General features: G+C 63.2%; 29 protein-coding genes. 21 read left to right on the top strand and 8 right to left on the bottom strand.

The window, feature by feature from the left end; translation table 11 throughout:
- Positions 1 to 10: 10 nt before the first annotated feature.
- The 16 genes from IQ25_RS03640 to IQ25_RS03565 all read left to right on the top strand — a co-directional run bounded on the left by IQ25_RS03640 (position 11) and on the right by IQ25_RS03565 (position 16,706).
- Complete coding sequence (locus IQ25_RS03640) at positions 11 to 868, top strand: hypothetical protein (protein ID WP_144902329.1); 858 nt, start codon at positions 11 to 13, stop codon at positions 866 to 868.
- Positions 868 to 3,048, top strand: a complete 2,181-nt coding sequence (locus IQ25_RS03635; protein ID WP_144903160.1) for a PQQ-dependent dehydrogenase, methanol/ethanol family — start codon at positions 868 to 870, stop codon at positions 3,046 to 3,048. Before IQ25_RS03640 ends, IQ25_RS03635 begins: the two co-directional genes overlap by 1 nt.
- A 10-nt stretch (positions 3,049 to 3,058) precedes the next feature.
- Entirely contained in the window at positions 3,059 to 3,556 is a 498-nt protein-coding gene (locus IQ25_RS03630; RefSeq protein WP_144902326.1) for a DUF3237 domain-containing protein, read from the top strand.
- Between the two features lie 73 nt (positions 3,557 to 3,629).
- Positions 3,630 to 5,210 (top strand): FAD-binding oxidoreductase, encoded by a 1,581-nt coding sequence (locus IQ25_RS03625; protein WP_144902324.1) that lies wholly within the window; start codon positions 3,630 to 3,632, stop codon positions 5,208 to 5,210.
- Positions 5,207 to 5,617 (top strand): c-type cytochrome, encoded by a 411-nt coding sequence (locus IQ25_RS03620; RefSeq protein WP_144902321.1) that lies wholly within the window; start codon positions 5,207 to 5,209, stop codon positions 5,615 to 5,617. The genes IQ25_RS03625 and IQ25_RS03620 overlap by 4 nt, the downstream gene beginning before the upstream one ends.
- Positions 5,617 to 5,985 carry a twin-arginine translocation signal domain-containing protein gene (locus tag IQ25_RS03615; RefSeq protein WP_144902318.1) on the top strand — a complete coding sequence of 123 codons (369 nt, stop codon included), beginning with the start codon at positions 5,617 to 5,619 and terminating at the stop codon, positions 5,983 to 5,985. Before IQ25_RS03620 ends, IQ25_RS03615 begins: the two co-directional genes overlap by 1 nt.
- Positions 5,986 to 6,249: 264 nt before the next feature.
- On the top strand, positions 6,250 to 7,020 hold the full coding sequence (locus IQ25_RS03610) for a glutathione S-transferase family protein (protein WP_144902316.1): 771 nt from the start codon (positions 6,250 to 6,252) through the stop codon (positions 7,018 to 7,020).
- The gene (locus IQ25_RS03605; protein ID WP_144902313.1) at positions 7,017 to 7,802 is read left to right on the top strand and encodes a glutathione S-transferase family protein; all 786 of its coding nucleotides are present in this window, start codon (positions 7,017 to 7,019) and stop codon (positions 7,800 to 7,802) included. The genes IQ25_RS03610 and IQ25_RS03605 overlap by 4 nt, the downstream gene beginning before the upstream one ends.
- Positions 7,803 to 7,805: 3 nt before the next feature.
- Positions 7,806 to 9,371 (top strand): AMP-binding protein, encoded by a 1,566-nt coding sequence (locus IQ25_RS03600; protein WP_144902311.1) that lies wholly within the window; start codon positions 7,806 to 7,808, stop codon positions 9,369 to 9,371.
- Between the two features lie 32 nt (positions 9,372 to 9,403).
- Positions 9,404 to 11,521 carry a PQQ-dependent dehydrogenase, methanol/ethanol family gene (locus tag IQ25_RS03595; RefSeq protein ID WP_144902308.1) on the top strand — a complete coding sequence of 706 codons (2,118 nt, stop codon included), beginning with the start codon at positions 9,404 to 9,406 and terminating at the stop codon, positions 11,519 to 11,521.
- Between the two features lie 46 nt (positions 11,522 to 11,567).
- Positions 11,568 to 12,992, top strand: a complete 1,425-nt coding sequence (locus IQ25_RS03590; RefSeq protein WP_258536936.1) for an aldehyde dehydrogenase family protein — start codon at positions 11,568 to 11,570, stop codon at positions 12,990 to 12,992.
- A gap of 80 nt (positions 12,993 to 13,072) precedes the next feature.
- Entirely contained in the window at positions 13,073 to 13,945 is an 873-nt protein-coding gene (locus IQ25_RS03585) for an amidohydrolase family protein (protein WP_276528572.1), read from the top strand.
- A gap of 35 nt (positions 13,946 to 13,980) precedes the next feature.
- The gene (locus tag IQ25_RS03580; RefSeq protein WP_144902303.1) at positions 13,981 to 14,442 is read left to right on the top strand and encodes a beta-lactamase hydrolase domain-containing protein; all 462 of its coding nucleotides are present in this window, start codon (positions 13,981 to 13,983) and stop codon (positions 14,440 to 14,442) included.
- On the top strand, positions 14,439 to 15,188 hold the full coding sequence (locus IQ25_RS03575; protein ID WP_144902301.1) for an SDR family NAD(P)-dependent oxidoreductase: 750 nt from the start codon (positions 14,439 to 14,441) through the stop codon (positions 15,186 to 15,188). Before IQ25_RS03580 ends, IQ25_RS03575 begins: the two co-directional genes overlap by 4 nt.
- 4 nt (positions 15,189 to 15,192) lie before the next feature.
- Positions 15,193 to 15,969 (top strand): glutathione S-transferase family protein, encoded by a 777-nt coding sequence (locus IQ25_RS03570; protein ID WP_144902298.1) that lies wholly within the window; start codon positions 15,193 to 15,195, stop codon positions 15,967 to 15,969.
- Positions 15,969 to 16,706 carry an alpha/beta fold hydrolase gene (locus IQ25_RS03565; protein ID WP_144902296.1) on the top strand — a complete coding sequence of 246 codons (738 nt, stop codon included), beginning with the start codon at positions 15,969 to 15,971 and terminating at the stop codon, positions 16,704 to 16,706. Before IQ25_RS03570 ends, IQ25_RS03565 begins: the two co-directional genes overlap by 1 nt.
- On the opposite strand, the gene IQ25_RS03560 is transcribed toward IQ25_RS03565, so the two are convergent.
- A complete protein-coding gene (locus IQ25_RS03560; RefSeq protein WP_144902293.1) occupies positions 16,703 to 17,104 on the bottom strand; it encodes a VOC family protein in 402 nt (133 codons plus the stop codon). The two genes, IQ25_RS03565 and IQ25_RS03560, sit on opposite strands and share 4 nt — an antisense overlap.
- A 75-nt stretch (positions 17,105 to 17,179) precedes the next feature.
- Positions 17,180 to 18,034 carry a formyltetrahydrofolate deformylase gene (gene purU, locus IQ25_RS03555; protein ID WP_144902291.1) on the bottom strand — a complete coding sequence of 285 codons (855 nt, stop codon included), beginning with the start codon at positions 18,032 to 18,034 and terminating at the stop codon, positions 17,180 to 17,182.
- 124 nt (positions 18,035 to 18,158) lie between these two features.
- Between purU and ligM the strand changes: the two genes are divergently transcribed.
- The 3 genes from ligM to IQ25_RS03540 all read left to right on the top strand — a co-directional run bounded on the left by ligM (position 18,159) and on the right by IQ25_RS03540 (position 21,213).
- Positions 18,159 to 19,559, top strand: a complete 1,401-nt coding sequence (gene ligM, locus IQ25_RS03550) for a vanillate/3-O-methylgallate O-demethylase (RefSeq protein ID WP_144902288.1) — start codon at positions 18,159 to 18,161, stop codon at positions 19,557 to 19,559.
- Between the two features lie 94 nt (positions 19,560 to 19,653).
- Entirely contained in the window at positions 19,654 to 20,541 is an 888-nt protein-coding gene (locus IQ25_RS03545) for a methylenetetrahydrofolate reductase (protein ID WP_144902285.1), read from the top strand.
- Between the two features lie 3 nt (positions 20,542 to 20,544).
- Positions 20,545 to 21,213, top strand: coding sequence for an alpha/beta fold hydrolase (locus IQ25_RS03540; RefSeq protein ID WP_144902283.1), 669 nt, complete (start codon positions 20,545 to 20,547; stop codon positions 21,211 to 21,213).
- Positions 21,214 to 21,219: 6 nt separating this feature from the next.
- Here the strand turns inward: IQ25_RS03540 and IQ25_RS03535 are convergent, their stop codons facing one another.
- The 6 genes from IQ25_RS03535 to IQ25_RS03510 are packed head-to-tail and all read right to left on the bottom strand — an operon-like array spanning position 21,220 to position 25,170.
- Entirely contained in the window at positions 21,220 to 21,843 is a 624-nt protein-coding gene (locus tag IQ25_RS03535) for a riboflavin synthase (protein WP_144902280.1), read from the bottom strand.
- 12 nt (positions 21,844 to 21,855) lie between these two features.
- Positions 21,856 to 22,827, bottom strand: coding sequence for a bifunctional diaminohydroxyphosphoribosylaminopyrimidine deaminase/5-amino-6-(5-phosphoribosylamino)uracil reductase RibD (gene ribD, locus IQ25_RS03530; RefSeq protein WP_144902277.1), 972 nt, complete (start codon positions 22,825 to 22,827; stop codon positions 21,856 to 21,858).
- A complete protein-coding gene (locus IQ25_RS03525) occupies positions 22,824 to 23,315 on the bottom strand; it encodes a hypothetical protein (RefSeq protein WP_144902275.1) in 492 nt (163 codons plus the stop codon). The genes ribD and IQ25_RS03525 overlap by 4 nt, the downstream gene beginning before the upstream one ends.
- Before the next feature lie 40 nt (positions 23,316 to 23,355).
- Positions 23,356 to 24,114, bottom strand: coding sequence for a M48 family metallopeptidase (locus tag IQ25_RS03520; RefSeq protein ID WP_144902272.1), 759 nt, complete (start codon positions 24,112 to 24,114; stop codon positions 23,356 to 23,358).
- Between the two features lie 4 nt (positions 24,115 to 24,118).
- Complete coding sequence (locus IQ25_RS03515) at positions 24,119 to 24,562, bottom strand: YcgN family cysteine cluster protein (protein ID WP_144903154.1); 444 nt, start codon at positions 24,560 to 24,562, stop codon at positions 24,119 to 24,121.
- On the bottom strand, positions 24,559 to 25,170 hold the full coding sequence (locus IQ25_RS03510) for an SCO family protein (RefSeq protein WP_144902269.1): 612 nt from the start codon (positions 25,168 to 25,170) through the stop codon (positions 24,559 to 24,561). Before IQ25_RS03510 ends, IQ25_RS03515 begins: the two co-directional genes overlap by 4 nt.
- 77 nt (positions 25,171 to 25,247) lie before the next feature.
- Here IQ25_RS03510 and IQ25_RS03505 point away from each other — a divergent pair, with 77 nt between their 5' ends.
- The gene (locus IQ25_RS03505) at positions 25,248 to 25,862 is read left to right on the top strand and encodes an ankyrin repeat domain-containing protein (RefSeq protein ID WP_144902266.1); all 615 of its coding nucleotides are present in this window, start codon (positions 25,248 to 25,250) and stop codon (positions 25,860 to 25,862) included.
- 16 nt (positions 25,863 to 25,878) lie between these two features.
- Positions 25,879 to 26,532, top strand: coding sequence for a COQ9 family protein (locus IQ25_RS03500; protein ID WP_144902263.1), 654 nt, complete (start codon positions 25,879 to 25,881; stop codon positions 26,530 to 26,532).
- Positions 26,533 to 26,540: the final 8 nt, after the last annotated feature.

The following is a 26,540-nucleotide window of genomic DNA, read 5'->3' as shown; positions in this document are numbered from 1 at the left end:
GGGAGAATCGATGACCCGCGCCGAGCTTTATGCCGTCCTTGACCGGTTCCTTGCCGCCCTGGACGCGCGCGATCCACACGCGCTCGACTGGGCGCCCGGTGCGCATCACAGCGAGAACAACGTGATGCTGGAGATCGGCGATGGGGTCTGGGGCACGATCGACCGGCTTGGCGATTACCAGCTCCGCTTTGCCGACGTGAAGACGGGTCAGGTTGGCTATTTCGGTACGGTCATCGAACCTATCGAGGAATCGGCTTTCACATTGCGCCTAGCCGTCAATGAAGCTGGCCAGATTGCCGAGTGCGAAATGCTTATCGTCCGTCAGTCCGACAGCGGCATCAAGTTCGAGAACTGCCGATACTGGGACAAGCCGATCCTCCACCGCGAGCCTGAGGCCCCGGTCGCGCGCGAGGAGATGGTGCGCCTGTCGAACGGCTACTTCGACACCCTGCAGCGCAATGACGGCACGATTCACACGAAGTTCCACCCCGATTGCAACCGCGTGGAAAACGGCGTCCAGACCACGCGCAACCCTGAATTCGCCAAGATCGTGCCAGTCTCTGCCCTCGGTTGCGAAGAGCAGTTTCGCATGGGCAACTACCGTTATGACGACGACCTGCGCGCGCGTCGCTTCCCCTTGGTGGATGAGGAGCGTGGACTGGTGCTGGCCTTCGGGTTCATCGACCATTCGGGCCGGTTGCGTGAGTATCAGCTGACCGACGGACGCACCGTGAAGAGCCCCGTCTTGCGCCCGCACAGCTTCTACATCTCCGAACTGTTCAAGATCGACCATGGCATGATCGAACAGATCGAGGCGAACTTCATCACCGTGCCTTACCGCATGCCATCCCCTTGGGATGCGCTATGATGCGGCAGCTCCTTGCCAGTCTTTTTCTCGGTCTTGCGGCCTGCTTGCTCGGCGGCGCGACGGCATTGACCGAAGGTGCAGGCCGCGACTGGCGCAGCCCCGGCGGTGATTCCGGCAAGACCCACCATTCGCGGCTGACTGCGATCAACGCCGAAAATGTCAGCCATCTCGGCCTCGCCTGGGCTGCGGAACTCGACACATTCCGCGGGCAGGAGGCGACGCCGGTCGTGGTTGACGGCGTGCTCTATACGTCCGGCACCGCAGGACGCGCCTATGCCTTCGATGCTGCCACCGGCAAGCAGCTCTGGCGGTTCGAGCCCGAGGTCGACATGCAGGTCAATCGCACGGTCTGCTGCGATATGGTCAATCGCGGCGTTGCGGTGGCGCGAGGCAAGGTCTTCGTCGCCAGTCTCGACGGATGGATGTACGCGCTCGATGCGCGGACCGGCGCGGTCGAGTGGAAGAGCGACTTCATCGAGAACCGCAAGCGTGGCGACAACTCGACCGGCGCCCCCGAAGTCGCTGGCGATGTCGTGGTCATCGGCATGGGCGGCGCGGAATACGATGTGCGCGGCTATGTCACCGCGCTCGATCTCGATACCGGCAAGCTGCGCTGGCGCTGGCATGTGGTGCCGCGCGATCCGAAGCTGGGCCCGCAGGAATCGCCTGAGCTCGAAGCCGCGCTCAAGACCTGGGATCCGAACAGCCGGTGGGACATCGGCGGCGGCGGCTCCCCGTGGGATGCGATCAACTACGACCCCGAGACCGGGCTGGTCCTCGTCGGCACCGGAAACGGCGGGCCTTACGCCACGTCTAAGCGCTCACCCACAGGCGGCGACAACCTCTATCTCGCCAGCCTCGTCGCGCTTGATCCGAAGACCGGGTGGATGAAGTGGCACTATCAGGAAACGCCCGGTGATAACTGGGACTTCACCGCCACGCAGCCGATGATCTTCACGCGCATGGACGTCGATGGTGAGATCCGCCCAGTCGTGCTCCACGCGCCGAAAAACGGCTACCTCTATATTCTCGACAGGCGTGACGGAAAGCTGCTGCGCGCCAATCCCATCGTCCGCACCAACTGGGCCAAGGGGATCGACCCCAGGACCGGCCGTCCGATCCTCGATCCGGAAGCGGCGGACTATACCACCGGCCCCAAGATCGTGTTTCCGGCCACCACCGGTGCGCGCAACTGGCATCCCGCCAGTTATGATCCCGCGACCGGACTCTACATCGGCGCGGTGCTCGACATGGGCAACCTGATCTTCATGACGCCGGGGGCCAAGCCGCTGAAAGCGCGCGGGCTGAACAATGATGCTGCGCTGATCTTCACCCCCGACGTCAAGGAGGCGCTGGCTGGGTTCCCGCCAGAGTTCGGTGATGCCGTGCGCAAGCTGCCTGCCTATCAGGAGGCACTGAAGCAGCCTGCCACCGCGCAGATCCGCGCGATTGACCCGCTGACGGGCAAGACCGTCTGGTCTGCCGACACCGCTGGTTGGCAGGATCGCGGCGGTGTGCTGACCACGGCCTCGAGCCTCACCGTCTACGGCGGCGTCACCGGCAAGCTCTTCGTTCGCGAGACGAAGACCGGCAGGCTGCTCAAGGAGATCGACACCGGCACCCCGATCATGGCCGCGCCGATGACCTACGAGGTAGGCGGCGTACAGTATATCGCAGTCATGGCCGGGTGGGGTGGGGGCGGCTATCCGTTTGTACCGCGCTATTCGGCCGCCTACACGCGCGGCAACATGAACCGGTTGCTGGTGTTCAAGCTGGGCGGCGGCAAGGTGCCGATGCCCGATCTGCTGCCGCCGCTCGAAGTGGCACCGGAGGCTCCTGCGCAGGCTCCGGGCGTCACGGCAGCGACGATCGCCAAGGGGCAGGGCCTGTTCTTCGGCAACTGCGCCATCTGTCACGCCAACCAGCCGCGCTCGATCACGCCGGACTTGCGGCGGATGCAGCCCGGCACGCATGAGGCATTCCGCCAGATCGTGCTCGAAGGCCTGCTGACACCCAACGGCATGCCGCGCTGGGACGACATCCTCTCCCCCGGCGATGCCGATGCGATCCATGCCTACCTGATCGACCTGCAAGGCAAGACCCGCGCTGACGAACTGGCCAAGCAGAAGTCCGGCAAGCCGCTCGACGGGCCGAGTCTGACCATTCTTTCGAACTATTGAGGCGACTCTCATGGACTTCTCCACGCTCGACAATCCTCGCCTCGAATTTGCCTTTGCCTGCCGCCTGCGCTTCACTCGCGTGCAAATGGTGCCAGATTTGCCGTCCGGCGGCATGCGCAGCGCGGTCTATGTTGACGAGGGCGAGTTTGAGGGGCCGCGTCTCAAAGGCAAGGCCGTCCCCAATTCGGGTGGCGACTACGCCTTCTTCCGGCCCGATGATACCGCCGTGTTCGATGCGCGCTATGTCCTCGAGGTTGATGACGGCACGCTGATCTACATGCAGAACAAGGGCTTCCTGTGGGGGCGCGAGCCCGGCACGATGGACCGCCTGCGCGCATGGGCCTTCGCCGGGGGCGAGCCTGTGCCCCACGCCGAATACTACCTCCGTGCCCAGCCGACGTTTGAGACCAGCAAGGGCAAGCACGACTGGCTGACCCGGCACGTCTTTATCGGCGTGGGCGAGCGCAGGCCGGATGGGAATTACGTGAAGTACTATGCGCTGACGTGACCCTTGACGAAAAATCGTAAGTGCTGCAAACAATAACAATTGTTAGAATAAACAGGACGGGAGAGACCACGCCTTGAAGCTGCACCTGCCTCCGCGCGTCAGTCCCAAACAGTTCCAGACGGCGATGACCGCCTTCGCCGGCGTAGTCGGCAGGGAATGGGTCATGGATTCCGACGCCGACCGTGACGCCTATTCCGACACTTATGCTCCAGGCAGCACCGAGGAATGGCCCGCGTCGGCCGCTGTCGCCCCTGCTTCGGTCGAGGAAGTGCGCGCGATCGTGCGCCTTGCCAACGAGCACAAGACGCCGCTCTGGCCGGTCGCGCGCGGCAAGAACCTTGGCTATGGCACGGCAGCACCGCGCCTGCCCGGCACTGTCGTGCTCGACCTTGGCCGCATGAACAAGGTGCTCGAACTCGATAGCAAGCTGGCCTATTGCGTGGTCGAACCGGGCGTCGGCTTCTTCGATCTTTACGAACATATCCAGCGCCAAAAGGCGCCGCTGTGGATGTCGGTCCCCGGCAACGCCTGGGGCTCGGTGCTGGGCAACGCGCTCGAGCACGGGATCGGCTATACCTCCTACGGCCTCCACGCCCGCAACCTCTGCGGGATCGAGGCTGTGCTGCCCGATGGCGATCTTGTCCGCACAGGCATGGGGGCGATGAGCAACAACCCGGCCTGGCACCTCTTTCCGATGAGCTACGGGCCGACGTTCGACCTGGCTTTCACGCAATCCAACCTCGGCGTGGTGACCAAGGCGGGCATCTGGCTGCAGCCCGCCCCGGAAAGTTCGCTCGAGATCGTGTGGGATATTCCCAAGGTCGAGGATATCGGGTGGGTCGTCGATACGATCGCACCGCTCAAGATATCCGGCCTGATCGACCAGAACGTGTTCATCCCTTCGTGGCTCGGCAAGATGGTGCTGAAAGGGCAGCGGCAGGACTTCTGGGACAAGCCCTCGGCAATCCCCGAATGGCGCGTCGAGGAACTGCTGAGGGAGCACAAGCTGGGCTACTGGCAGGTTGCGCTCAGGCTTTATGGCGAGGAGAGCGTGGTCAAGGCGAAGGCCGAAGTGGTCAAGGCGGCGATGAAGCGCAATCTGGCTGCCGCTCCGGAAGAACATTGGTGGCATCCCGGCGACTATATCCATGGCGTCGACACCACGATGGGCATTCCCTCGGCCGTGCCGCTGCAGATGTCGGACTGGATCGGCGGACGCGGCGCGCACATGGGCTTCTCGCCCGTGGTCCCGGCTACCGGAAAGCATGTGCTCGACCAGATGGCTCGTAGCCGCAAGATCATCGCCGACTTCGACGTCGATTTCTATGCCAGCTTCACCATCGGCGGGCGCTTTGCCAACAACGTCAACATGCTGATGTATGACCGCGACAACGCGGCCGAAGTCGCGAAGATGCGAAAGCTTTTCGATGCGCTGATCGTCGAGACGGCAAAGGCCGGCTACGCTGAGTACCGCACCCACCTTGGCTGGATGGATCCGGTCATGGAAACGTTCGATTTCAACAACCATGCGCTGCGTCGCTTTGGCGAGAAGGTGAAGAACGCGCTCGATCCCAATGGCATCATTGCTCCGGGCAAGCAGGGCATCTGGCCTGCTGCCTATGCTGAGGCTCGCGGCAGGAGCAATAAGGCATGAGCCGCGCATCGCTTGCCCTGGTTGCCGCAATCGGCCTTGTCGCGACCGCAGTCTTCGCCGCTCCTCCGGGACCGCCACCCGGCCCGCCGCCACCCTACCAGATGCGCCCCGTTGTACCTGCCGGCGACCGGCTCAAGCCCGGCGGCGATGGCAAGGTGCTGTTCGAGGTTCACTGCGGCTACTGCCATCTGACTGGCGGCATGGGCACCAACCTCCTGACCAAGCAGCAGGTCATGGCTGGCAACACGCCCGACAAGGGTCTGCTCGCCAACCGCACCGATCTGACCGCCGACTACGTCAAGACCGTGGTCCGCATGGGCAAGGGCGCCATGCCGCAGCAGACCAAGGTCGACCTGACCGATGCCGAACTCGATGCGGTGGCCAGGTATCTCGGGAAGGCGGGCTGATGCGCGTTTCCCGCCGTTCCATTCTCAAGGGTAGTGCACTTGCCGGAGCCGTTGCCGCGACACCTGCGATGGCGGCCATGGCGAGGTCTGCACCGGTCGTCGTGTTCGACAGTCGCATCCCTGAATCCGTTGCCTTTGCGGCCTCGCAATCGGCACACATGCGGTTTGATCTAGCTCACGGCACTGAAGAGGCCGCGCGTGCGATCAAAGACTTGCGTGCCGTGACGGGGCTCACACGCTGGAGTGACTGGACCGCGCTAAGAGGAGTCATGGAGGCGCAAGGCTTGCGTCTCTCGGAAGAGATTCGTGCTGCCGCCCCCCTCTCCGGTCGCACGCACCTCTTCCGCTGGACGATAACGGCGCGCTAAACAGTCCCGGTGCGACGTCTGCGTCTCGGAAAAAGGGGGCATGTTCCTATGGGACGTGCCCCTTTTTCTGTCTTTGCGAGTTCCGTCAGGTGAAATTTCCTAAATGGAGCCGTGCCGCTTTGTTGAACAACCGGTTAGCCCGTCGCCAAGAAATTCTAGGCATGCGGGCTTGACCCGCACTCCCGCTGATTTAGTATGTGTTACTAACAAATTCCGGCGCGACTCCTGTCGCTGACCGGAATCGGGAGAGAGACAAGGCTGCAGATGGACGAGGTAACCCTCTATCACTGGGAACCCAACGCGAACTCGGGCAAGCCGATGCTCGCGTTGATGGAGAAGGGTGTGCCCTTTTCCAGCCATTACATCGACATGCTGCAGTTCGATCAGCACAAGCCGGAATACCTCGCAATCAATCCGCAAGGCACGATCCCGGCGATGACGCACGATGGTCTGGTGCTGACCGAAAGCACCGCGATCATGGAATACGTCAACGACCGGTTTGACGGGCCCGACCTGATGCCTTCGGATGCGCAGGATCGCTGGCGCGTGCGATGGTGGATGAAGTTCATGGACCAGTGGCTCGGGCCCAGCTTCTCGATGATCGGCTGGAGCGTGTTCGTGGGGCCGATGGTTCGCCAGCGCGATCCCGCCGAACTGGACGCCGCAATCGAGCGTATTCCGCTGCCCGAACGCCGCGTCGCGTGGCGCAAGGCAATCAACGGCGATTTCTCGACAAGCGAAATGGCCGAGAGCCGCCGTCGCGTGGGGCTGGGCATCGCCAAGCTGGAAGAGGAACTTGGCAAACGGCCCTATGTCGGTTCGCACCAGTATAGCCTTGCCGATATCAACATCTTCAACAGCACCTATTCACTCCCCCTGTCGCAGCCCGATCTGGCGGGCAAGGACAAGACGCCGAACATCATGCGCTGGCTCAAGCGGGTCTACACCCGTGAGGCGGTGCGCAAGACCTGGGCGATGGGCAAGACGGACCTTGCCCATCGCTATGGCCTGATCATGGCGGAGATCGAAGCATGAGCGCCGTGCTCTATCATGGCGAGCCGAATGGCGCCTCGCTCACCGTCCTTGCCGCGCTGGCCCAGTCCGGTCTCGACATTGAATGTCGCCCTATCGACCTCCTTTCGGGTGAACGCCACGCTCTGCCCGGGATTTCCGATCCGATCGCCCTTGACCTGTGCATCGAAGGCGAAGGCCCCGTCCTTGTCATAGACGGCGAGGCGATGACCGAGTCCGTGTTCCTCGCCCAGTACCTTGACGAGGCCGCTGGCGGGGCAGGGTTGCAGCCGGCTGACGCCTATGCACGCTGGGAAATGATGATGTGGTGCCGCCAGATCACCGAGCGCCTTTCGCCCGCCGCTGCGCTGCTCGGAAACCTTGCGACCTCGCAGCACGCGATTGCCTGCATTCCGGATATCGACTTTGCCAACCTGACCGCGTGCATCGTCTCGGATGACCTGCGCCAGCGCTGGCAGGCATTGAAAGACGACGTCGTCGACTCTGCCCAGATCGCCGACAGCGAGACCAAGGTCGCGTCTGCCGTCGAACGCTGCGAGAAGCAGCTCGCAGATGGCCGCGAATGGCTGATGGGCACGTTCTCGATTGCCGATCTCGTCACCTGTTCCTGGCTTGCCGGAATGCAGCTTCTGCGCCCCTGTGCCTTCGCCCAAGCGCCTCTTGCGAATGCATGGTTGGCCCGCACCCTCGCGCAACCCTGCGTGGCGGCGGCACTTGCCAGATCGACCGTTTCCGAACCGCTCCGTGCATGGGCACCGGGGCCTGAAATCAACCGTTGGGGATAACCAATGCGCGCCATCGACTACTTTGACCGCGGCCATGATCGCGATCCGCAGCGTCTCGCCATCGTCGATACGGAGACGGGCCTGAAGCTGACCTTCGCCGAGACCAAGGCGCTGTCCGAACGCATTGCGGCCGCGTTGCAAAAGGGCGGTTTCGAAAATCAGGACTGTCTTGGCCTCTATGGCCCGAACGATGGCATGCTGCTCGTTGTGCTGCTGGCGATGTGGCGTGCCAACGGCAAGTGGATCCCGGTCAATACCCGGAACGCGATCGACGCCAACGCCGCCTACATCAACTACGTCCGTCTCAAGTGGCTGGTCTATCACTCGTCCAAGGCCGACGAGGTGCAGCAGCTCAAGGATCTTTGCCCGACGCTCCAGCACTTTGTATGCCTCGACAAGCGGATGGGCGATGACCCGAGCCTCGACGAATTCATGGCCGGTGTGAGCGAAGCCGATTTTATCGAGCCCGACATCGACGCCTTCGGCAACCTGATGGACATGGTCGGCATCTTTCCCACCGGCGGTACCACCGGTCCTTCAAAGGGCGCGAACGTCACCAATCTCGGCTGGGGCACGATGATCGAGACCGCAGCCGATGGTATGGGTGGACGTACCGACGATCCGATCGCGCTGGTATCCGCCCCGATCACCCACGCGGCAGGACCTATTTCGCTCTCGACCTTGAGCCTTGGCGCCACGCAGGTCATCCTTCCCGGGTTCGATGCCGAGGCAGTGCTCAGGACCATCGAAGACTACAAGGTCACGCACATGTACCTGCCGCCTACGGCGATGTACCAGCTCATGGCCTCGCCCGAGATCGGCAACCACGATTACTCCTCGCTAAGGATTTTCATCCTCGTCGGCTCACCCTGCAGCCCCGAGAAGCTCCGCCAAGCCGTGTCGATCTTCGGCCCGGCAATGTGCCAGGCCTATGGCCAGGTGGAGTGCCCGATGATCGTTGCTTGGTTCCCGCCGGAGGACGTGGCGAAGTTCGCGACGTCCGCGCCGGAAAAGCTCGCCTCCTGCGGCAAGCCGACGCGTTCGATCAAGGTTGCGCTTCTCGACGACGACGGCCATCAGGTGCCACTCGGCGAAGCAGGCGAGATCTGCGTGCGCGGGGCGCTCGTCACCCATTCCTATTTCGAGAAGCCCGAGGAAACCGCCGAAATCCGCAAGTTCGGCTGGCACCACACGGGCGACGTCGGCAAGTTCGACAAGGATGGTTATCTATACATCGTCGACCGCAAGAAGGACATGGTGGTCTCGGGCGGTTTCAACGTCTTCACAGCCGAGGTCGAAGCTGCGGTGACAGAACTGGCGCAGGTCAAGGAAGCCTGTGTGTTCGGCATCCCGCACGAGAAGTGGGGGGAACAGGTCCACGCCGTGGTCGTTGCCGAAGGTATCACAGAGGCTGAAATCATCGCCTACACCAAGGATCGCCTAGGCGGTGTCAAGGCGCCGAAATCTGTCACGTTTATCGACTCGATTCCGCGGACAGCAGCGGGCAAGATGGACAAGAAGGCGCTGCGGGTTCCCTATTGGGGCAACGCCGATCGTATGGTCAACTGATCCGAAATGCGGACAGTGGGAGAGAGCTGGATATGCGTTTGAAGGTCCTGGGCCTGATGGCCGCACTGCTGCCGCTGGCAGCGTGCAACATCAAGAGCGATGGTGGCAGTGCAGGCGGCGGAACCGTCGCCTCTACCGGCGTTACCGACGCGATGATCGCACAGGCGCCGGAGGGCGAATGGTTGAGCTACGGCCGTGACTATGGCGAGCAGCGCTTCTCCCCGCTGACGCAGGTGAACGATGGCAACGTGGGCCAGCTTGGCCTGGCGTGGTTTCACGATTTTGAAACCGCGCGTGGGCAGGAGTCCACCCCGTTGATGCACGATGGCACGCTCTACATCTCGACCGCGTGGTCGATGGTGAAGGCGTTCGACGCCAAGACCGGCGCGCTCAAGTGGTCCTACGATCCCGAAGTCCCGCGTGAAACGCTGGTCCGCGCTTGTTGCGATGCGGTCAACCGTGGCGTCGCTCTTTACGGCGACAAGGTCTTTGTCGGTACGCTGGATGGCCGCCTTGTCGCGCTTGACCAGAAGACCGGCAAACCCGTGTGGTCCAAGGTCGTGGTGCCGAACCAGCAGGACTACACGATCACCGGCGCGCCGCGTGTGGTGAAGGGCAAGGTCCTGATCGGCAGCGGCGGCGCGGAGTACAAGGCGCGTGGCTACATCGCAGCCTATGACGTCAACACCGGCAACGAAGTGTGGAAGTTCCACACCGTCCCCGGCAACCCCGCCGATGGCTTCGAGAACAAGGCCATGGAAAACGCCGCCCGCACGTGGGCCGGCGAATGGTGGAAGCTGGGCGGTGGCGGAACCGTCTGGGATTCGATCACCTACGATCCCACCACAAACCTAGTCCTGTTCGGCACAGGCAATGCAGAACCGTGGAACCCCGCGGCTGCAGGCCGCGAGGGCGATAGCCTTTACACCTCCTCGATCGTAGCGGTGAATGCCGATACCGGCGAATATGCCTGGCACTTCCAGGAAACCCCGGAAGACCGCTGGGACTTTGACTCCGCGCAGCAGATCACGCTGGCTGACCTGATGATCGGAGGTCAATCGCGCCATGTCGTGCTGCATGCGCCGAAGAACGGCCATGTCTATGTGCTGGACGCCAAGACCGGCCAATTCATATCAGCCACGCCCTTCGTGATGGTAAACTGGGCAACCGGCATCGATCCCAAGACCGGCAAGGCCACGGTCAATCCTGCTGCCCGATATGAAAAGGGCGCGCCGTTCGTCAGCCTTCCGGGCGCTGTCGGTGCGCACTCGTGGCAGCCGCAAAGCTTCAGCCCGAAAACGGGACTTCTCTATCTGCCAGTCAACAATGCGGCGTTCCCATACGCCGCTGCCAAGGACTGGAAGGCCACCGACATCGGCTTCCAGACCGGCCTCGATGGCTACGTGACCTCGATGCCCGCCGATGCCAAGGTTCAGGCCGAAGCGATGAAGGCCACTACGGGAACTCTCGTTGCGTGGGATCCCGTGGCGAAAAAGGCGGCGTGGAAGGTCGAATTGCCAAGCCCGTCCAACGGCGGCATTCTTTCGACTGCGGGCAACCTCGTGTTCCAGGGCACCGCCGGCGGCGATTTCGTGGCCTACAGCGCCGACAAGGGCAAGCAGCTCTGGTCGTTCCCGGCGCAGAGCGGCATCCTGGCTGCGCCGATGACTTATGCGATCGATGGCGAGCAGTACGTCGCTGTGATGGTCGGCTGGGGTGGTGTGTGGGACGTGGCCACCGGCGTTCTTGCCCACAAGGCGAAGAAGCAACGCAACATCAGCCGTCTCGTGGTGTTCAAGCTTGGCGGGAAGGCGACGCTGCCCGCTGCGCCGCCGATGGCCAAGATGGTGCTCGATCCGCCACCGTTCACCGGAACGCCCGAGCAGGCGAAGGCCGGTGGTGAGCTTTATGGCCGTTACTGCAACGTCTGCCACGGCGATGCGGCGGTTGCTGGCGGCCTGAACCCTGACCTGCGCCACTCTGCTGCGCTTAACGCCCCCGAAGCCATCCGTTCAGTCGTGATCGACGGAGCGCTGCAACATAACGGCATGGTTTCGTTCAAGTCGGCCCTCAAGCCAGAGGATGCTGACAACATCCGCCATTATCTGATCAAGCGTGCGAACGAAGACAAGGAACTGGAAGCGCGCTGACTAGAATGCTATGAGAAATAGCAATCACAACCGAGTGGAGAGAGTCGTGACGCATCTTTACCCCAATCTCATCAACGGCGAACTGGTCACCACCGCGTCTTCGCTGGACGTCGTCAACCCTGCCAACGAGCAGGTGATCGGGTCAGTCCCCGCGTGCGGTGCGGCCGAACTTGATCGTGCCGTTGCCGCAGCGCGCGCTGCATTCAAGACTTGGTCGAAGACACCCGTCGATGACCGTCGGGCCGTCATCCGCGCCATGGCTTCGGCCATCGAGGCGAACTTCGAGGAACTCTACCGCCTACTCACCAGCGAGCAGGGCAAGCCGCACCATCAGGCGCAGAACGAGATCGGCGCCTGCGCTGCCATTATGAACGCGCAGTCCACGCTGACACTTGAAGAGACGATCAACGAAGATAGCGACACGCGCCTTAGCCGCACCCGGCGAGTTCCAGTAGGCGTCGTTGCGGGCATCGTACCTTGGAACTTTCCAGTGCTAATGGCTGTCCAGAAGATCGCGCCTGCCATCCTCTCGGGCTGCACCATCGTGCTGAAGCCCTCGCCGTTCACGCCGCTGACCACGCTGAAGTTTGCCGAACTGATCAAGGACGTCGTGCCCGCAGGCGTAGTCAACATCATCACCGGCGAGGACGCGCTGGGCCCGATGATGACCTCGCACCCGGACATCGACAAGATCACCTTCACCGGCTCCACCGCCACCGGAAAGCGTATCATGGAAGGCGCCTCGAAGGACCTTAAGCGCATCACGCTGGAACTGGGCGGCAACGACGCCTCTATCGTCCTGCCCGATGCTGATGTTGAGAAGGTCGCCGAGCAGCTGTTCTGGTCGAGCTTTACCAACGCAGGCCAGATCTGCGTGGCTGCCAAGCGTGTCTATATTCACGAGGACATCTACGACGATCTGTCGAGGGCGATCGCGGAATACGCCAAGACGGTTAAGGTTGGTGACGGGTCCGAACAGGGCACAGGCGTCGGTCCGATCCAGAACAAGAAGCAGTTCGAGCGCGTCTGCGAACTGATCCAGGATGCCAAGGACAACGGTTACAAATTCCTCGTTGGCGGCGATGTCGATCCGTCAGGCTCGGGCTACTACGTGCCGATCACGATCCTCGACAATCCGCCCGAGGATGCGCGCATCGTCGCTGAGGAGCAGTTCGGCCCGGTCATGCCGCTTATGAAGTTCTCGAGCGACGATGAAGTCATCGCCCGCGCGAACAACTCGGAATACGGCCTTGCAGGCGCCGTCTGGACCAAGGACACCGAGCGCGGCGTGAAGATTGCCGAACAGCTTGAAACCGGCACGGTGTGGATCAACGAGTTCCTCCACTTGTCGCCCTTTGCGCCGTTCGGCGGGCACAAGCAGTCGGGCTTCGGTGCCGAATATGGCATCGAAGGCCTCAAGGAGTTCACCTACAGCCAGGTGATCACCGTCAAGAAGGATGCGCTGGTCTGATCCGCGCCTGAATGTCGAAGCCGGTCCTGCCGCACGTTGGCAGGACCGGCACGGCTCTGCAAAATTGAAGGAAAAGAACGGTGCCCATCGACCTTTCGAAGATCAAGGCGATCGACGTCCACGTGCACGCCGAGGTCTCGTGCCATGATCCCGAAGACCCGGTCATGGGCAAGTTCTTCGATGCGGCGTCGGCCTATTTCAAGGCCCCGCGCGAGCGGCCCAAGATGCCCGAGATCATCGAGATTTATCGCGAACAGCAGATCGCCTTTTGCATGTTCACGGTCGATTGCGAGAGCGGGATCGGCGCCAAGCGCGTCTCGAACTACGAGATCGCCGAACTGGCGAACAAGAACGACGACATCTGCATTCCCTTTGCCTCGATCGATCCGCACAAGGGCAAGATGGGCGCCCGCGAGGCACGTGACCTGATCGAGAACTATGGGGTCAAGGGCTTCAAGTTTCATCACATCATGCAGAACATCGAGCCGGCCAGCCAGGTCGGCTACCCGATTTACGAAGTGATCAACGAATACAAGCTGCCCGCCATCTTCCACACCGGCCATTCAGGCATGGGTACGGGGATGCGCGGCGGCGGCGGCGTTCGCCTGAAGTACGGCCAGCCAATGCTGGTCGACGATGTCGCGGTCGATTTCCCCGACATGAAGATCATCCTCGCCCACCCCTCGTGGCCATGGGTGGATGAAAGCCTGTCGATGGCGCTGCACAAGGACAACGTGTTCATCGACCTGTCGGGATGGTCGCCGAAGTACTTCCAGCCGCAGATCATCCAGTACGCCAACACGCAGCTGCGCAAGAAGATGCTGTTCGGTTCCGACTTCCCCCTGATCCACCCGCAGAAGTGGCTTGATGCCGCACGGCAGGTGGGTTTCAAGGACGAGGTTCTGCCCGGCATCATGAAGGACAACGCGGCCCGCGTGCTCGGCCTCGCCTGAGCGCAAGCAACGGACCTGACCCGAAGGAGCAGGCTATGCCCGATCCCGACGATATCCGCGCCTGGCAAAGGCTGGACGCGCTGACCACCACGTCGGGCCGGATCGAGGACAAGGACGTCATGCGCCTCGCCGATCTTGGCGTCGCACATGTCGTCAACCTTGCTCTCGAAACCCACCCTGAGGCTTTGGCCGGGGAAGGGGAGAAGCTGGCGGCACAGGGCATCGCCTATACCCACATTCCGGTGCCTTTCGACGCGCCGGGTGAGGATCACTTCACCGCCTTCGTGGACGCGGTGGAACAGGGGCCGAAGCCCGTCCACGTCCATTGCATCATGAACTGGCGCGTCTCTGCATTCTTTTACCGCTACAACCGCGACCGTCGTGGCTTGCCCGAATCCGAAGCGCGTCAGCTGATGGAACGACAGTGGTCGCCCGAGGGCCATGACAGCAACGAGGCCCGCATCTGGGCCGAGTTCATCGCAACGAGGCCTGCGTGACCGACCTTTCGGGGAAGCACGTCGTCATCACCGGCGCCTCGACCGGGATTGGCCGCGCCACCGCCACCGCCTGCGCCACGGCCGGTGCCCGCCTAACGCTCATCGCCCGCCGTGCCGACCTGCTCGAACAGGCCGCGCGCGACATTGGGGGCGCCACTGCCTTCGCCGCCGCCGATGTGGCGGACAAGTCCGCGCTCCACGCTGCGCTGGATCACGCCATTGCGGCCAATGGCCCGGTCGATGGCCTGTTCCTCAATGCGGGCATCGGCGGCATGTTCTCACTCGTCGAGGACTATGGCGACGAAGCCTTCGACGCAGTCATGACGGTCAACCTCAAGTCGGTGTTCTGGGCGATCCAACACGTGCTTCCGTCCATGAAACAGCGCGGGCAGGGCGCAATTCTCGTCACAGGCAGCCTTGCCAGCGAGAGGGGGCTGCCGATGAACGCGGCCTATGTCGCCAGCAAGCACGCCGTACTCGGCCTGTCGCGCGCTGTGGCCAATGAGGTTGCCAAGTTCGGCGTGCGCTGCAACTGCATCCTGCCCGGCCTGGTCGAAACGCCGATGCTCGATGGCCTGCCGCCCGAAGCTGCCTCGCAGATGGCCAAGGCCGTGCCGCAAGGTCGCACCGGCTCCTCCGACGAAGTGGCGCAAGTCGCCGCATTCCTCCTTTCTGACGCCGCGAGCCACGTCACTGCTCAGAGCTGGGCGGTGGACGGCGGCATGCTCGGCACCATGCGAGTGTGAAACGATGGCCCTGAAGTACTATCACGCCGAACCGCTGGCGAATTCGCTCAAATCGATGGTCCCGCTCAAGGAGAAGGGCCTCGCCTACGAGAGCATCTACGTCGATCTGCACAAGTTCGAGCAGCACCAGCCGTGGTTCACTGCGATCAATCCCGAGGGCCAGGTGCCGGTGCTTGATCATGATGGCACGATCATCACCCACACCACGGTTATCAACGAATACCTCGAGGATGCCTTCCCTGATGCCCAGCCTGCCGACGCCCCACTGCGCCCGCGCGAACCCGTGGGCGCGGCGCGGATGCGCTATTGGAACAAGTTCATCGACGAGCACGTGATGAACTTCGTCTCGATGCACGGCTGGCACCGCATGGTCGGCGTCATTGCCCGCAATATCGAGAGCGGCGAATTCGAGAAGCTGCTGGAAAGCATCCCGCTGCCCGATCAGCGCAAGAAGTGGGCAACGGCACGCTCAGGATTCTCCGAGGCAGACCTCGCGAACGCCACGGCCAAGATCGAATATGCCCTCTCCAAGGTTGAAACGCAGCTGGGGCAAACAAAGTGGTTGGCAGGGGCCACATACACCCTTGCAGACATCAACTTTTATTCGCACTGCGGCATGATGATCGAGCGTATGTTTCCCGAAATGGAAGTGGCGAGCCGCTTCCCACGCCTGTGCGAATGGCGCGATCGCGTCACCGCACGTCCCGCTGTCGCTGAAGCTTTGAAGAGCGAAGACCGCACCGCACCGGGCCTTCGTACGTGGTCGGGGCACGCGCGCTGATGGCGGGTTTTGTTCTGATTCACGGATCCTGGCATGGCGGCTGGTGCTTTGATCCTGTTGCCGAGATCCTGCGCGCGCGGGGGCATACTGTCGTCGCACCCACGCTACCCGGCATGGGCGGCACGGCCGAGGAAGTGGCCGCTGTCACACTCGATGGCTGGGGTGATTTTGCTGCGCAGCATTGCCGTGAGCTGAAGGCGCAAGGCGTGGGCCCGGTTGTTCTGGGCGGACACTCGCGCGGTGGCCTTGTCGTCTCCACGGCGGCAGAAAGCGATCCGACGGCGATGGATGCCATTGTCTATATCTGTGCGATGATGCTTCCCGCTGGCATGAGCCGTGCCGAGTTCAAGGAAACCGAAGGTCCGAACCCGGCCTTCGACGCAATCATCTCCAAGGTCCATGGCGGAGTGGCCACGGTGATTGACGCTGCAAATGCTGCGCCGGTCTTCGCACAAATCTCGCCGCCTGATCTGGTTGAAGCCGCGATGGCAAGGCTCATGGCCGAACCGCACTCGCCGCGTTCGCAGAAGATCGCGGTCACGCCTGAGCGCTGGGGCAGCCTGCCGCGTACGTATGTCGAATGCACGCTCGATCGTACGATTCCGATCGAAAGCCAGCGCCGCATGATCGCGATGTCGCCGGGCGCGAAGGTGGTTACGCTCGAGGCGGACCACAGCCCCTACCTGTCAAGGCCGCAGGACCTTGCTGATGCGCTGGAAGCGGCAATCCCGGCCTAATCGCCGAAGAAGTTCAGCTCCAGCAGGACGTTGTTCGGGTCTGCGGTAAAGATCTGCCGCAGACCGATCGCGTCGACGACGTTGGTCTGGCATTCGAGCCCCATCGCGCCAATTCGTGCGAGCACCTCGTCATAGCCCGAACAGTTAAGCGCGACGTGATGGATCGCCCCGGTGAGCGATCCGGGCTGCACCTCCCGATCAAAGGCGCGCGGACAATCGACTGCGTTGATGTGGACGATTGCCTTACCGCCTGCATCGTACATCCACTGCGCGTTTTGCGGGGTAAGCGGAGGCGGGCCATCGCGGCGCTCCAATCCCAGCAGTGCCTTGTAGAACTCCGCTGTTTCGTTGAGCCGGTCTGTGATGATGTTGACGTGGTCCAGCGCGTTGACGTGCATTTTTTCTCTCCCACACCAAAACGGCGGCGGAAGCATGGTGCTCCCGCCGCCGCCTGAATTCAACGCATCAAAGCGTCAGCTCTTGAACACGACGGTCTTGTTGCCGTTGACCAGCGCGCGGTCCTCAAGGTGCAAACGCACCGCCTCGGCTAGCACGCGGCGTTCCACGTCGCGGCCCTTGCGCACGAGGTCTTCCGGGCTGTCGGCGTGGGTCACCGTCTCCACATCCTGATGGATGATCGGACCCTCGTCGAGGTCGGCCGTCACATAGTGGCCGGTCGCACCGATCATCTTCACGCCGCGGGCATGCGCCTGATGATAGGGCTTGGCGCCCTTGAAGCTCGGCAGGAAGGAGTGGTGGATGTTGATGCAGCGGCCTGCAAGGAACGCGGTCAGGTCGTCCGAGAGGATCTGCATGTAGCGCGCCAGCACCACCAGTTCCGCACCCGTCTCGGTGACGATGCGCTTCACTTCGGCTTCCTGCTGAGGCTTGGTGTCCTTGGTGATCGGCAGGTGGTAATAGGGCACGTCACCGATCAACGAGATCGACAGCGCTTCCTTGGGGTGATTGCCAAGAATCGCCACGACTTCCATCGGCAACTCGCCGATACGCGTGCGGTAAAGCAGGTCGCCCAGGCAGTGGTCGAACTTGCTGACCATCAGCACGACCTTACGCTTCACTGCCGTGTCGCGCATGTTCCAGTCCATGGCGTAATGTTCGGCCACAGGAGCAAAAGCCGCGCGGAAATGTTCGACCGAGCCTTCGCCCGGATCGAACACCACGCGCATGAAGAAGTTGCCGCTCAGCGAATCATCGAACTGCTGCGCTTCGCTGATATTGCCACCGGCCTCGTAGAGATTGCCGGTGACCCGGGCCACGATTCCCGGCTTGTCTTCGCACGATAGCGTCAGAATCAGCGATGCACTCATCAAAATCTCTCCCGTCGATGTCGCGCTCATAGGGCGCAACATTTCCCATTGCGAATCTCCGGTGAGATTGTATGTGTTGCATACAAGTTTTTCAACCAGCCATTTTCACGTCGGGAGAGATATGATGGCAGCAAAGAACCTCGATGAGGTAATCCAGCAGAACGGCAACGTCGTCGAAATGCTGCGCAACTCGCAGCTTGGTGCGTACGTGTATCCGGTTGTCGCACCGGAATTCTCGAACTGGCGTTCGGAGCAGTGGGCATGGCAGCACAGCGCCGTCCTGTTCGACCAGTCGCACCACATGGTGAACCTCTATATCCGTGGCAAGGACGCGCTGAAGCTGCTGTCCGACACCATGATCAACAGCCCCAAGGGCTGGACGGTCAACAAGGCCAAGCAATACGTCCCGACCACGCCTTATGGCCACGTCATCGGCGACGGCATCATCTTCTGGGAAGAAGAGGAATCGTTCACCTACGTCGGCCGCGCGCCCGCTTCGAACTGGCTGCGCTACCACGGCGCGACCGGCGGCTACGATTGCGAGATCGAGCTGGACGACCGCTCGCCGATGCGCCCGATGGGCAAGCCCGTCACCCGCAAGGAATGGCGCTTCCAGATCCAGGGTCCGCAGGCGTGGAACGTGATCGAGAAGCTGCATGGCGGCCCACTCGAACAGCTCAAGTTCTTCAACATGAGCACCATGAACATCGCCGGGAAGACCGTGCGCACGCTGCGCCACGGCATGTCGGGCGCACCGGGCCTTGAAATCTGGGGTCCCTATGCTGAACAGGAAGAAATTCGCGCCGCCATTCTGGAAGCCGGCAAGGAATTCGGCCTGATCGCCTGCGGCAGCCGCGCCTATCCGTCGAACACTCTGGAATCGGGCTGGATCCCGTCGCCGCTGCCCGCGATCTACACCGGCGAAAAGCTCAAGGGCTTCCGTGAGTGGCTGGCAGCTGACAGCTACGAAGCAACCGGTTCGATCGGCGGCTCGTTCGTTTCGGACAACATCGAGGATTACTACCTCAATCCGTGGGAACTGGGTTACGGCAACTTCGTCAAGTTCGACCATGATTTCCATGGCCGTGAAGCGCTCGAAGCCCTGAATCCGGCTGAGCAGCGCAAGAAGGTGACTCTCGCCTGGAACCCCGAGGACATGGCCAAGATCATGGCCTCGCTGTTCAACCCTGATGGCGACCAGTACAAGTTCTTCGACACCCCGCTCGCGAACTATGCTTCGTCGAACTACGACCGCGTCGTCGATGCCGGCGGCAAGACCGTCGGCTTCTCGATGTTCACCGGCTACTCGTACAACGAGAAGCAGGCGCTTTCGCTCGCCACCATCGATCCGGAAATCCCGGTCGGCACCGAACTGCGCGTGGTGTGGGGCGAAGAGAACGGCGGTACCCGCAAGACCACGGTCGAACCGCACAAGCAGATCGAGGTTCGCGCGATCGTTTCGCCGGTCCCCTACAGCCGCGTCGCTCGTGAAAACTATGCCGAAGGCTGGCGTACAGCGCGCTGATAGGCCGCTCGCCAAGGCAAAACAGACTGGCACCGCCCGGATTGCAGCAAAGGCAACCGGGCGGACTGCCTCCAACGATTGAGAGGATCCCGCGATGGCAACACCCCTTATCCATCCCAACTGGGACAAGGCGCCCGACGGGATCACGGACGGCTTCAGCCTCGAGATGACCGCGAAGGACGAGGCCTCGCTGCGCGAAGCCGCGCCGCTCATCCCGGCTGACACTCCCGTCGCCGTCACCTTCCTCCCCGGTGAGGACGTTTCCGCCCGCGTCGCCGCCACGGTCGCGGTGCGCCAGCTCGGCTTCGAGCCGATGCCCCATTTTTCCGCTCGCCGGATCACCTCCGAGGACGACTTCGAGGGCTACCTCAAGGCCGTGGTCGAACAGGCCGGGGTTGAGCGCTGCTTCATCGTGGCGGGCGATCCGCCCGAACCGGTCGGCCCCTATTTCGATACATCGGCCCTTATCGCGACCGGCGCATTCGAACGAAGCGGGATCAAGGCCATCGGTATCGGGGGCCACCCCGAAGGCCATCCGAACATGACCGAGGCCGAGTGCTGGGCAGTGCTCGAGAAGAAGGTCGCCGAGATCACCGCCCGCGGCATGGCGCCGCTGATCGTCACCCAGTTCGGTTTCGATCCCGACGCGTTCCTGGCCTGGCTGCTCGAACTGCGCGCCCGTGGCATCGATGCCCCGGTGCGTATCGGCGTGCCTGGCCCTGCCGGAATCAAGCGCCTGCTTGCCTTTGCCGCGCGCTGCGGCGTCGGCGCGTCGACTTCGGTTCTCAAGAAGTACGGTATCTCGGTGACGAACCTGCTCGGCACCGCAGGGCCCGACAAGCTGGTCGATGCCTTCGCCAAGGGCCTCGGCCCCCAGCACGGCAAGGTGCGCCTCCACTTCTATCCCTTCGGCGGCCTCACCAAGACGCTGGAATGGATACACGGTTACAACAAGAAGCACGGCATCGGCCAGGGGGCCTGAGCCATGGCTGACTTCGTCCTCGTGCACGGCGCGTGGGGCGGCAGCTTCGCGTGGGATCGCCTCAAGGCTGATCTCACCGCCGCCGGCCACCGTGTGCTCGCCGCCGACCTGGCTGGCCTCGGCCGACGCAAGGCCGAGTTCCATCCCGGCATCACGCTGACGACCCATGTCGACGACGTCTGCGCACAGATTGCAGAAGCGGATTTTGGCCGCTTCGTACTGGTCGGACATTCATGGGGAGGCATGGTCATCACCGGCGTTGCCACGCGGCTCGGAGGCAGGATCGACGCTATCGTCTATGTCGATGCCTTCCTGCCGCAGGACGGCCAATCGTTGTGGGACCTGACGGGCGAGTGGGAGCACAACCACTACATCGGCAGCCAGAAGCACAAGCCCGGCGCCGTCTCACCGCTCCCTGGCCTTGAAAGCCCGGTGCTATCCGATCACCCGCTGCTGACGCTGGTAGAAGCCGTGCGCTTCACCGGCGAGGAAGCGAAGATTCCCCGCCGTATCTATGTTTTCGCCAATGGTTGGAGCCCGTCACCATTCCCGCAGTTTCGCGATCGGGTGCAGGACGATCCGGCATGGGAATACCACGAGGCCGAAGCCAGCCACGATGTGATGAGCGATCAGCCCGAACAGCTGCTGCAGATCGTTCTTGGCTGCGCCTGAACCGCGTTACCCTTGAATGGCGAGGCTCTGCATCCGCTTGAGATAGCGCGCCAGCACGTCGATCTCCAGGTTCACCTTGCGCCCGGCGACGAGCGTGCCGAGCGTGGTGACTTCAGCGGTGTGCGGAATGATGTTGAGCATGAAGTGGCAGGCACCATCGGTCTGGTCGGCCACTTCGTTCACCGTCAGCGAAACGCCGTCCACGGTGATCGAGCCTTTGGGTGCAATGAAGGGGGCAAGCTCTTTGGGCGCGGCGACGATGTACTGCCACGAAGCGCCGACCTGCGTCACCTTCACGACTTCGCCCACCGCGTCGACATGTCCGGTAACGATGTGCCCGCCAAGTTCGTCACCCAGCTTGAGCGCCGGTTCAAGGTTCAAGGGGGCGCCAACCGTCCACTGTTCAGGCGCGGTGCGCTTGACCGTCTCGCCCGAGACGTCCACCGCGAACCAGCCTTCACCCGCAACCCCGCCCTTGTCGACCACGGTCAAGCATACGCCGGAACAGGCAATCGAGGCGCCGATGGCTATCTTCGCCGGGTCCATCGCGCACGAGATCGTGATATGGCGGTCGCCCTTGTCCTCGATGGCGAGGATGTTGCCGATTTCGGTGACGATCCCGGTGAACATAACAAATCTCCTTCAGCGCAAGCGCTCGTAGACGTCGAGCGCATCGCTGCCAAGCGTCCGACGGTCCACATGCCGCCACCGTTCATGCGCCCCGGCCAGCGAACCGAGGCCGATGTCGCCGATGCACGGCAACCCGTCACCCACGATGATCGGCGCGCGATAGATCAGCAGCCGGTCGACCATGTCGGCAGCAAGGAAGGTTGCCGCCGCCTGTGCGCCACCCTCTACGAAGAGACACTGCGCATCGCCGAAGGCACCGTGCGCCGTGATGTCGGCAACGCCCGTCCAACCCTCGGGGGCCGGCCCGCTGGTCAGCACCATGCGCTGCGGGCTGCGCGGTTCGAGCCCCGGCAGGCGCACGTCAAGCCGGGGCGAATCGGCGCGCAAGGTTCCACCGCCGACCAGAATCGCATCGGTCCGTGCTCGTTCGACATGGCAATGCGCGCGGGCTTCGGGTCCGGTAATCCACTGGCTCGATCCGTCAGGTATAGCGATCTTCCCGTCGAGAGAAGTTGCCAGCTTCAACGTTACATGAGGCCGCCCGAGCGTCGTCCGCGTCAGGTATCCGGCCAGTGAAGCCCGCGCCGCAGGAGAACCCGAAAGCTCCACCGCGATTCCTGCCGCACGCAGGGCCGCAATGCCGCTTCCCGCCGTGCGTGGGTCGGGATCCTCGACGCCGATCACCACGCGGGCAAGGCCGCTTGCCAGCACCAGCGAAGTGCACGATGGCCCGCGCTGGCTTGCATGGGCGCAGGGCTCGAGCGTCACGTAAAGCGTGCCCCCGCGCGCAGCGTCGTTCGCCTGCGCCAGTGCGCCTGCCTCCGCATGGGGCCGTCCACCAGCTTGTGTCCATCCGCGCCCGACGACCACGCCGTCCTTGACGACGACCGCGCCGACCGCCGGATTGGGCCTGCTCAGCGGACGCCCGCGCGCGGCCAGCGCTGCTGCCGCGTCAAGCCAGCGCAAGTCGTCCGCGCTGCTCATTGCGCGCCGTTCTGCGCCTTCTTCATTTCCGCGTCGAACACGGGATTGTCGACCATGTGCTTGTCGAGCACTTCCTTGCGCGCGGCTTCCACTTTCTTGCGGTAGGCCTCGCGCTCGGCCTTGCCTTCCTCGTAGGCGCGCTTGGTCTCGACTCCGGTAGCATCGCCCACTGCCTTGTACATCTGGCGGACGCGCTCCTGCCGGGCTTCTTCCTCGGCTGCTTCGGCGCGTGCCTTGGCAGATGCCACCTTGTTCTCAGCAAGAATTTCGGCGTCGCTGCGGTTTTCCACAAAGCTCGGGAAGTAGATGATCTCAGGCGGGCGGGGCAGGGCGGTGCCGCCCTCCATGGCCATCGCGGTGAACAGCGTGCCGGTCACCGCGGCCGCCATCAACAGCCCGACCCGGCGATAATCGCTCGGCGCAGTGAACACCTGCCAGAAATCGACGACAGCCCGGCGCGGGGAGACATTGCGGAAGAAAGCTCTCATGTCCGCCTAGATAGGGCCAGCCGCCCCGTTTCGCTACCCGTCAACCGAACGGCGCATAGAGACTGCGCCCGTGCCGCTTGAGCCAGCGGTTGGCGGCTCCGATGTCACCCTCGAACAGTGTGCCGAGATGGGCGTGGAAGGCCGGGCTGTGATCGAAGTGGCGCATGTGCGCAACCTCGTGCGCCACCACCGAACGCCGCACGAAATCAGGTGCCATGATCAGCCGCCAGTTCATCCGGATCGATCCATCCGCAGCACAGCTGCCCCAGCGGCGCTGTGCGCGCGAGAGCGTGAGGCGCGGCAAGGTTTCACCGGCCTGCGCGCAATAGTGCGCCAGATCTTGTCCGCACAAGGCAAGAGCCTCGGCCTCCAGCCAGCGCTGCAGCCGCGTGCTCAGACCCTCGACCGGCCCGCCCACGATCAGCCGCCCGTCCTCGATCACCGGCTTGCGCCGGGCCTTCTCGGACCAGGCGATCTGCAGGACTTCGCCCCGAAAGGGCAGCGTCGCGTCGGGCGCGATGGTCCGTGGTTCGGGCAGGCGGGCAAGCTGTCCCGCCAGCCAGTCCGCCCGGTCGCGGGCGAAGGCCTCGGCATCGCCTACGCGGCCCCACGCAGGAATCGAAACCCGCGCCTCGCTGCCGTCGGGTGCCAGCCGCAGCGTCATCCGCCGCGCATGGCCAAGCTTGCGGATCACCAGCGGCAATTCGCGCCCTTCGACCACCAGCGTCCGGCGCGAGATCGCGCGCGGGGCAGGGGTCTCCTTGGCTCGTGTATCGGCGCGCCGCAGCCAGTCGAGCATGCCTCTAGTCATCGAAGTGGTCGGAAGGAACGATGTGGTCTTCCAGCGGCCCTGCCAACGTCTCGCTCACTGCCTTGCCCACCACCGATTGCCCCGCCCGATGCACCGTCTCGCGATCGCCAGAGATCAGGTAATGCCAGTCCGGCAGGGGCTTGTTCTCGGCGCGCAGGCGGTAGGCGCAAGTATCCGGAAGCCACGGTAGTTCGCGCGCCAGCTTGGGCGTCAGCCGCAGGCAATCGGGCACATAGGCGCGGCGGTGCTTGTAGTCGCTGCAGCGCGCGGTGCGCAGGTCGAGCAGCTTGCACGCCACGTTGGTGTGGATCACCTCGCCGGTGTCCTCGTCCTCCAGCTTGTGCAGGCAGCACTTGCCGCAGCCGTCGCACAGCGCTTCCCACTGCTCGCGGCTGAGTGTCGCCACCGGCCGCTCCCAGAAGCGGTCCTGCGTCAATTCACCCACTTGGCCAGTTCGGCGGCAACGGCCTTGCCGTCCTGCTCGGCGGGCAGCAGCGCGATGGCCGCGCCGTCCGGACCCATCAGATAGGCCGCGCGGCTGTGGTCCATCAAATAGGCATCGGGCTTGCCCTCGTCGCGCCGCTGGTAGAATACCGCCCACTTCTTGGCGACATCGGCGATCTGCGCGGGCGAACCCGTCAGCCCGACCACGTCATTGCCGAAGTTGGATGCATACTTGCCGACGACCTGCGCAGTGTCGCGCTCGGGATCGATGGTGATGAAAATCGGCACGATCGGCTTGGCATCGGCGTGCTCCTTGCGGAACAGGCGCAGCCCTTGCGCGATGTTCTGCATGTCGAGCGGGCAGACGTCGGGGCAGAAGGTGTATCCGAAATAGACGACGCGGTACTTTCCGGAAAAGTCGCTCCACTTCACCGCTTGGCCGTCCTTGCCGGTCAAGGCGAAGTCTCCGCCGATCGACGCACCTTCGAGCGGCGGCTTTTCGGCAGGCGCGAAGTTGCACCCACCAAGCGCGAAAGTGCAGGTTGCGGCAAGCGCGGCGAGGAATGATCTGGAAGTCAGGGCCATGGCGCGGCGGTTCATGCTCTGCTAACCGTGTCCTTGCAAGAGGCGAGTCCTTGAGCCGCATAGGCTTACGGGGCACGCAACAGGAGGATCGAATGCTGTCGAACAAGCGCAGGCCGCTCATCGCAATGGCCATGCTGCTCGCCACGGCCTTGGCCGTCCCGGCCCACGCCCAGTTTTCCGACAGCTACAAGTTCCTCGAAGCCGTCCGCAAGAAGGAGGGCGACAAGGTGACCGAGGCCCTGAACGAGCCCGGCACCCAGATCATCAACACCAAGGACTACACCACCGGTCAGACCGCGCTGCACATCGTTGTGACGCGCCGCGATCTCGTCTGGGTGCAGTTCCTCATTGCGAAGGGCGCCAACGTCAATGCTCGCGACAATCGCGGCGTGACGCCTCTCGTGGCCGCTTCCGAGATGGGCTTCCTCGAAGGTGTTGATGAACTGATCAAGTCCGGCGCACGTGTCGATGAAGCCAACAACACTGGCGAAACACCGCTGATCAGCGCCGTCCATCGCAAGGACCTTGCGTTGGTGCGCATGCTGATCAAGGCCGGGGCCAGCGCCGATCGTCCCGACAACTCTGGCCGCTCCGCGCGCGATTACGCCGCGCTCGACAAGGGCAGCCCAGTGTTAGGCGAACTGGAAAAGGCCTCGAAGGAAGCCAAGGCCGCAGGCCCCAAGAAGACTTACGGCCCCTCATTCTGATAGCGGCGTGCCAGCAATGACCGAAGACACCAGCCTTGAAGCCCTGCGCCTCCGCCTCGCCCCGGCCATTGCCGAGGCTGCCGCGTTTGACGGGTGGAAACCTGCTGCGGTCTCAGCCGCTGCCGCTATGGAAGGCGTAGACCCGGCCCTTGCCGCTTTCGCGTTTCAGGATGGCGCAATGCAGATGATCTCGGCCTGGATCGCGCGCATCGATGCCGATATGGCCGCGGCCCTTCCGATGGAGCAGCTCGGCAATCTGCCGATCCGCGAACGCATCCGCCGCCTCGTCCAGTTCCGCCTCGACGCGCTCGACGGCAAGGAGGAGGCGCTGCGCCGCGCGCTCGCGATCATGGCCATGCCGCAAAACCTGCGCGCCGCCACCCGCCTCGGCTGGTCGAGCGCCGATGCCATGTGGCGTCTCGCAGGCGATGTCGCGACCGACTACAACCATTATACCAAGCGCGTGACGCTCGGCTCGATCTATGCCGCCACCCTCGCCTATTTCGCGCAGGACACCAGCGACGGTCATGAAGATACCCGCACCTTCCTCGACCGCAGCATCGAGAACGTGATGCAGTTCGAGAAAGCCAAGGCCAAGCTGACCAGGCCTCGCGAGGAAACCTTCTCGCTCACCCGGATGCTCGGACGGTTGCGCTACCCTGCGACCTGATTTTTGAT

This window comes from Novosphingobium taihuense, from assembly GCF_007830315.1.
Lineage (GTDB): Bacteria > Pseudomonadota > Alphaproteobacteria > Sphingomonadales > Sphingomonadaceae > Novosphingobium > Novosphingobium taihuense.
Note: the sequence above shows the minus strand (reverse complement) of the source record. Positions and strands in the feature narration are given on the sequence as shown.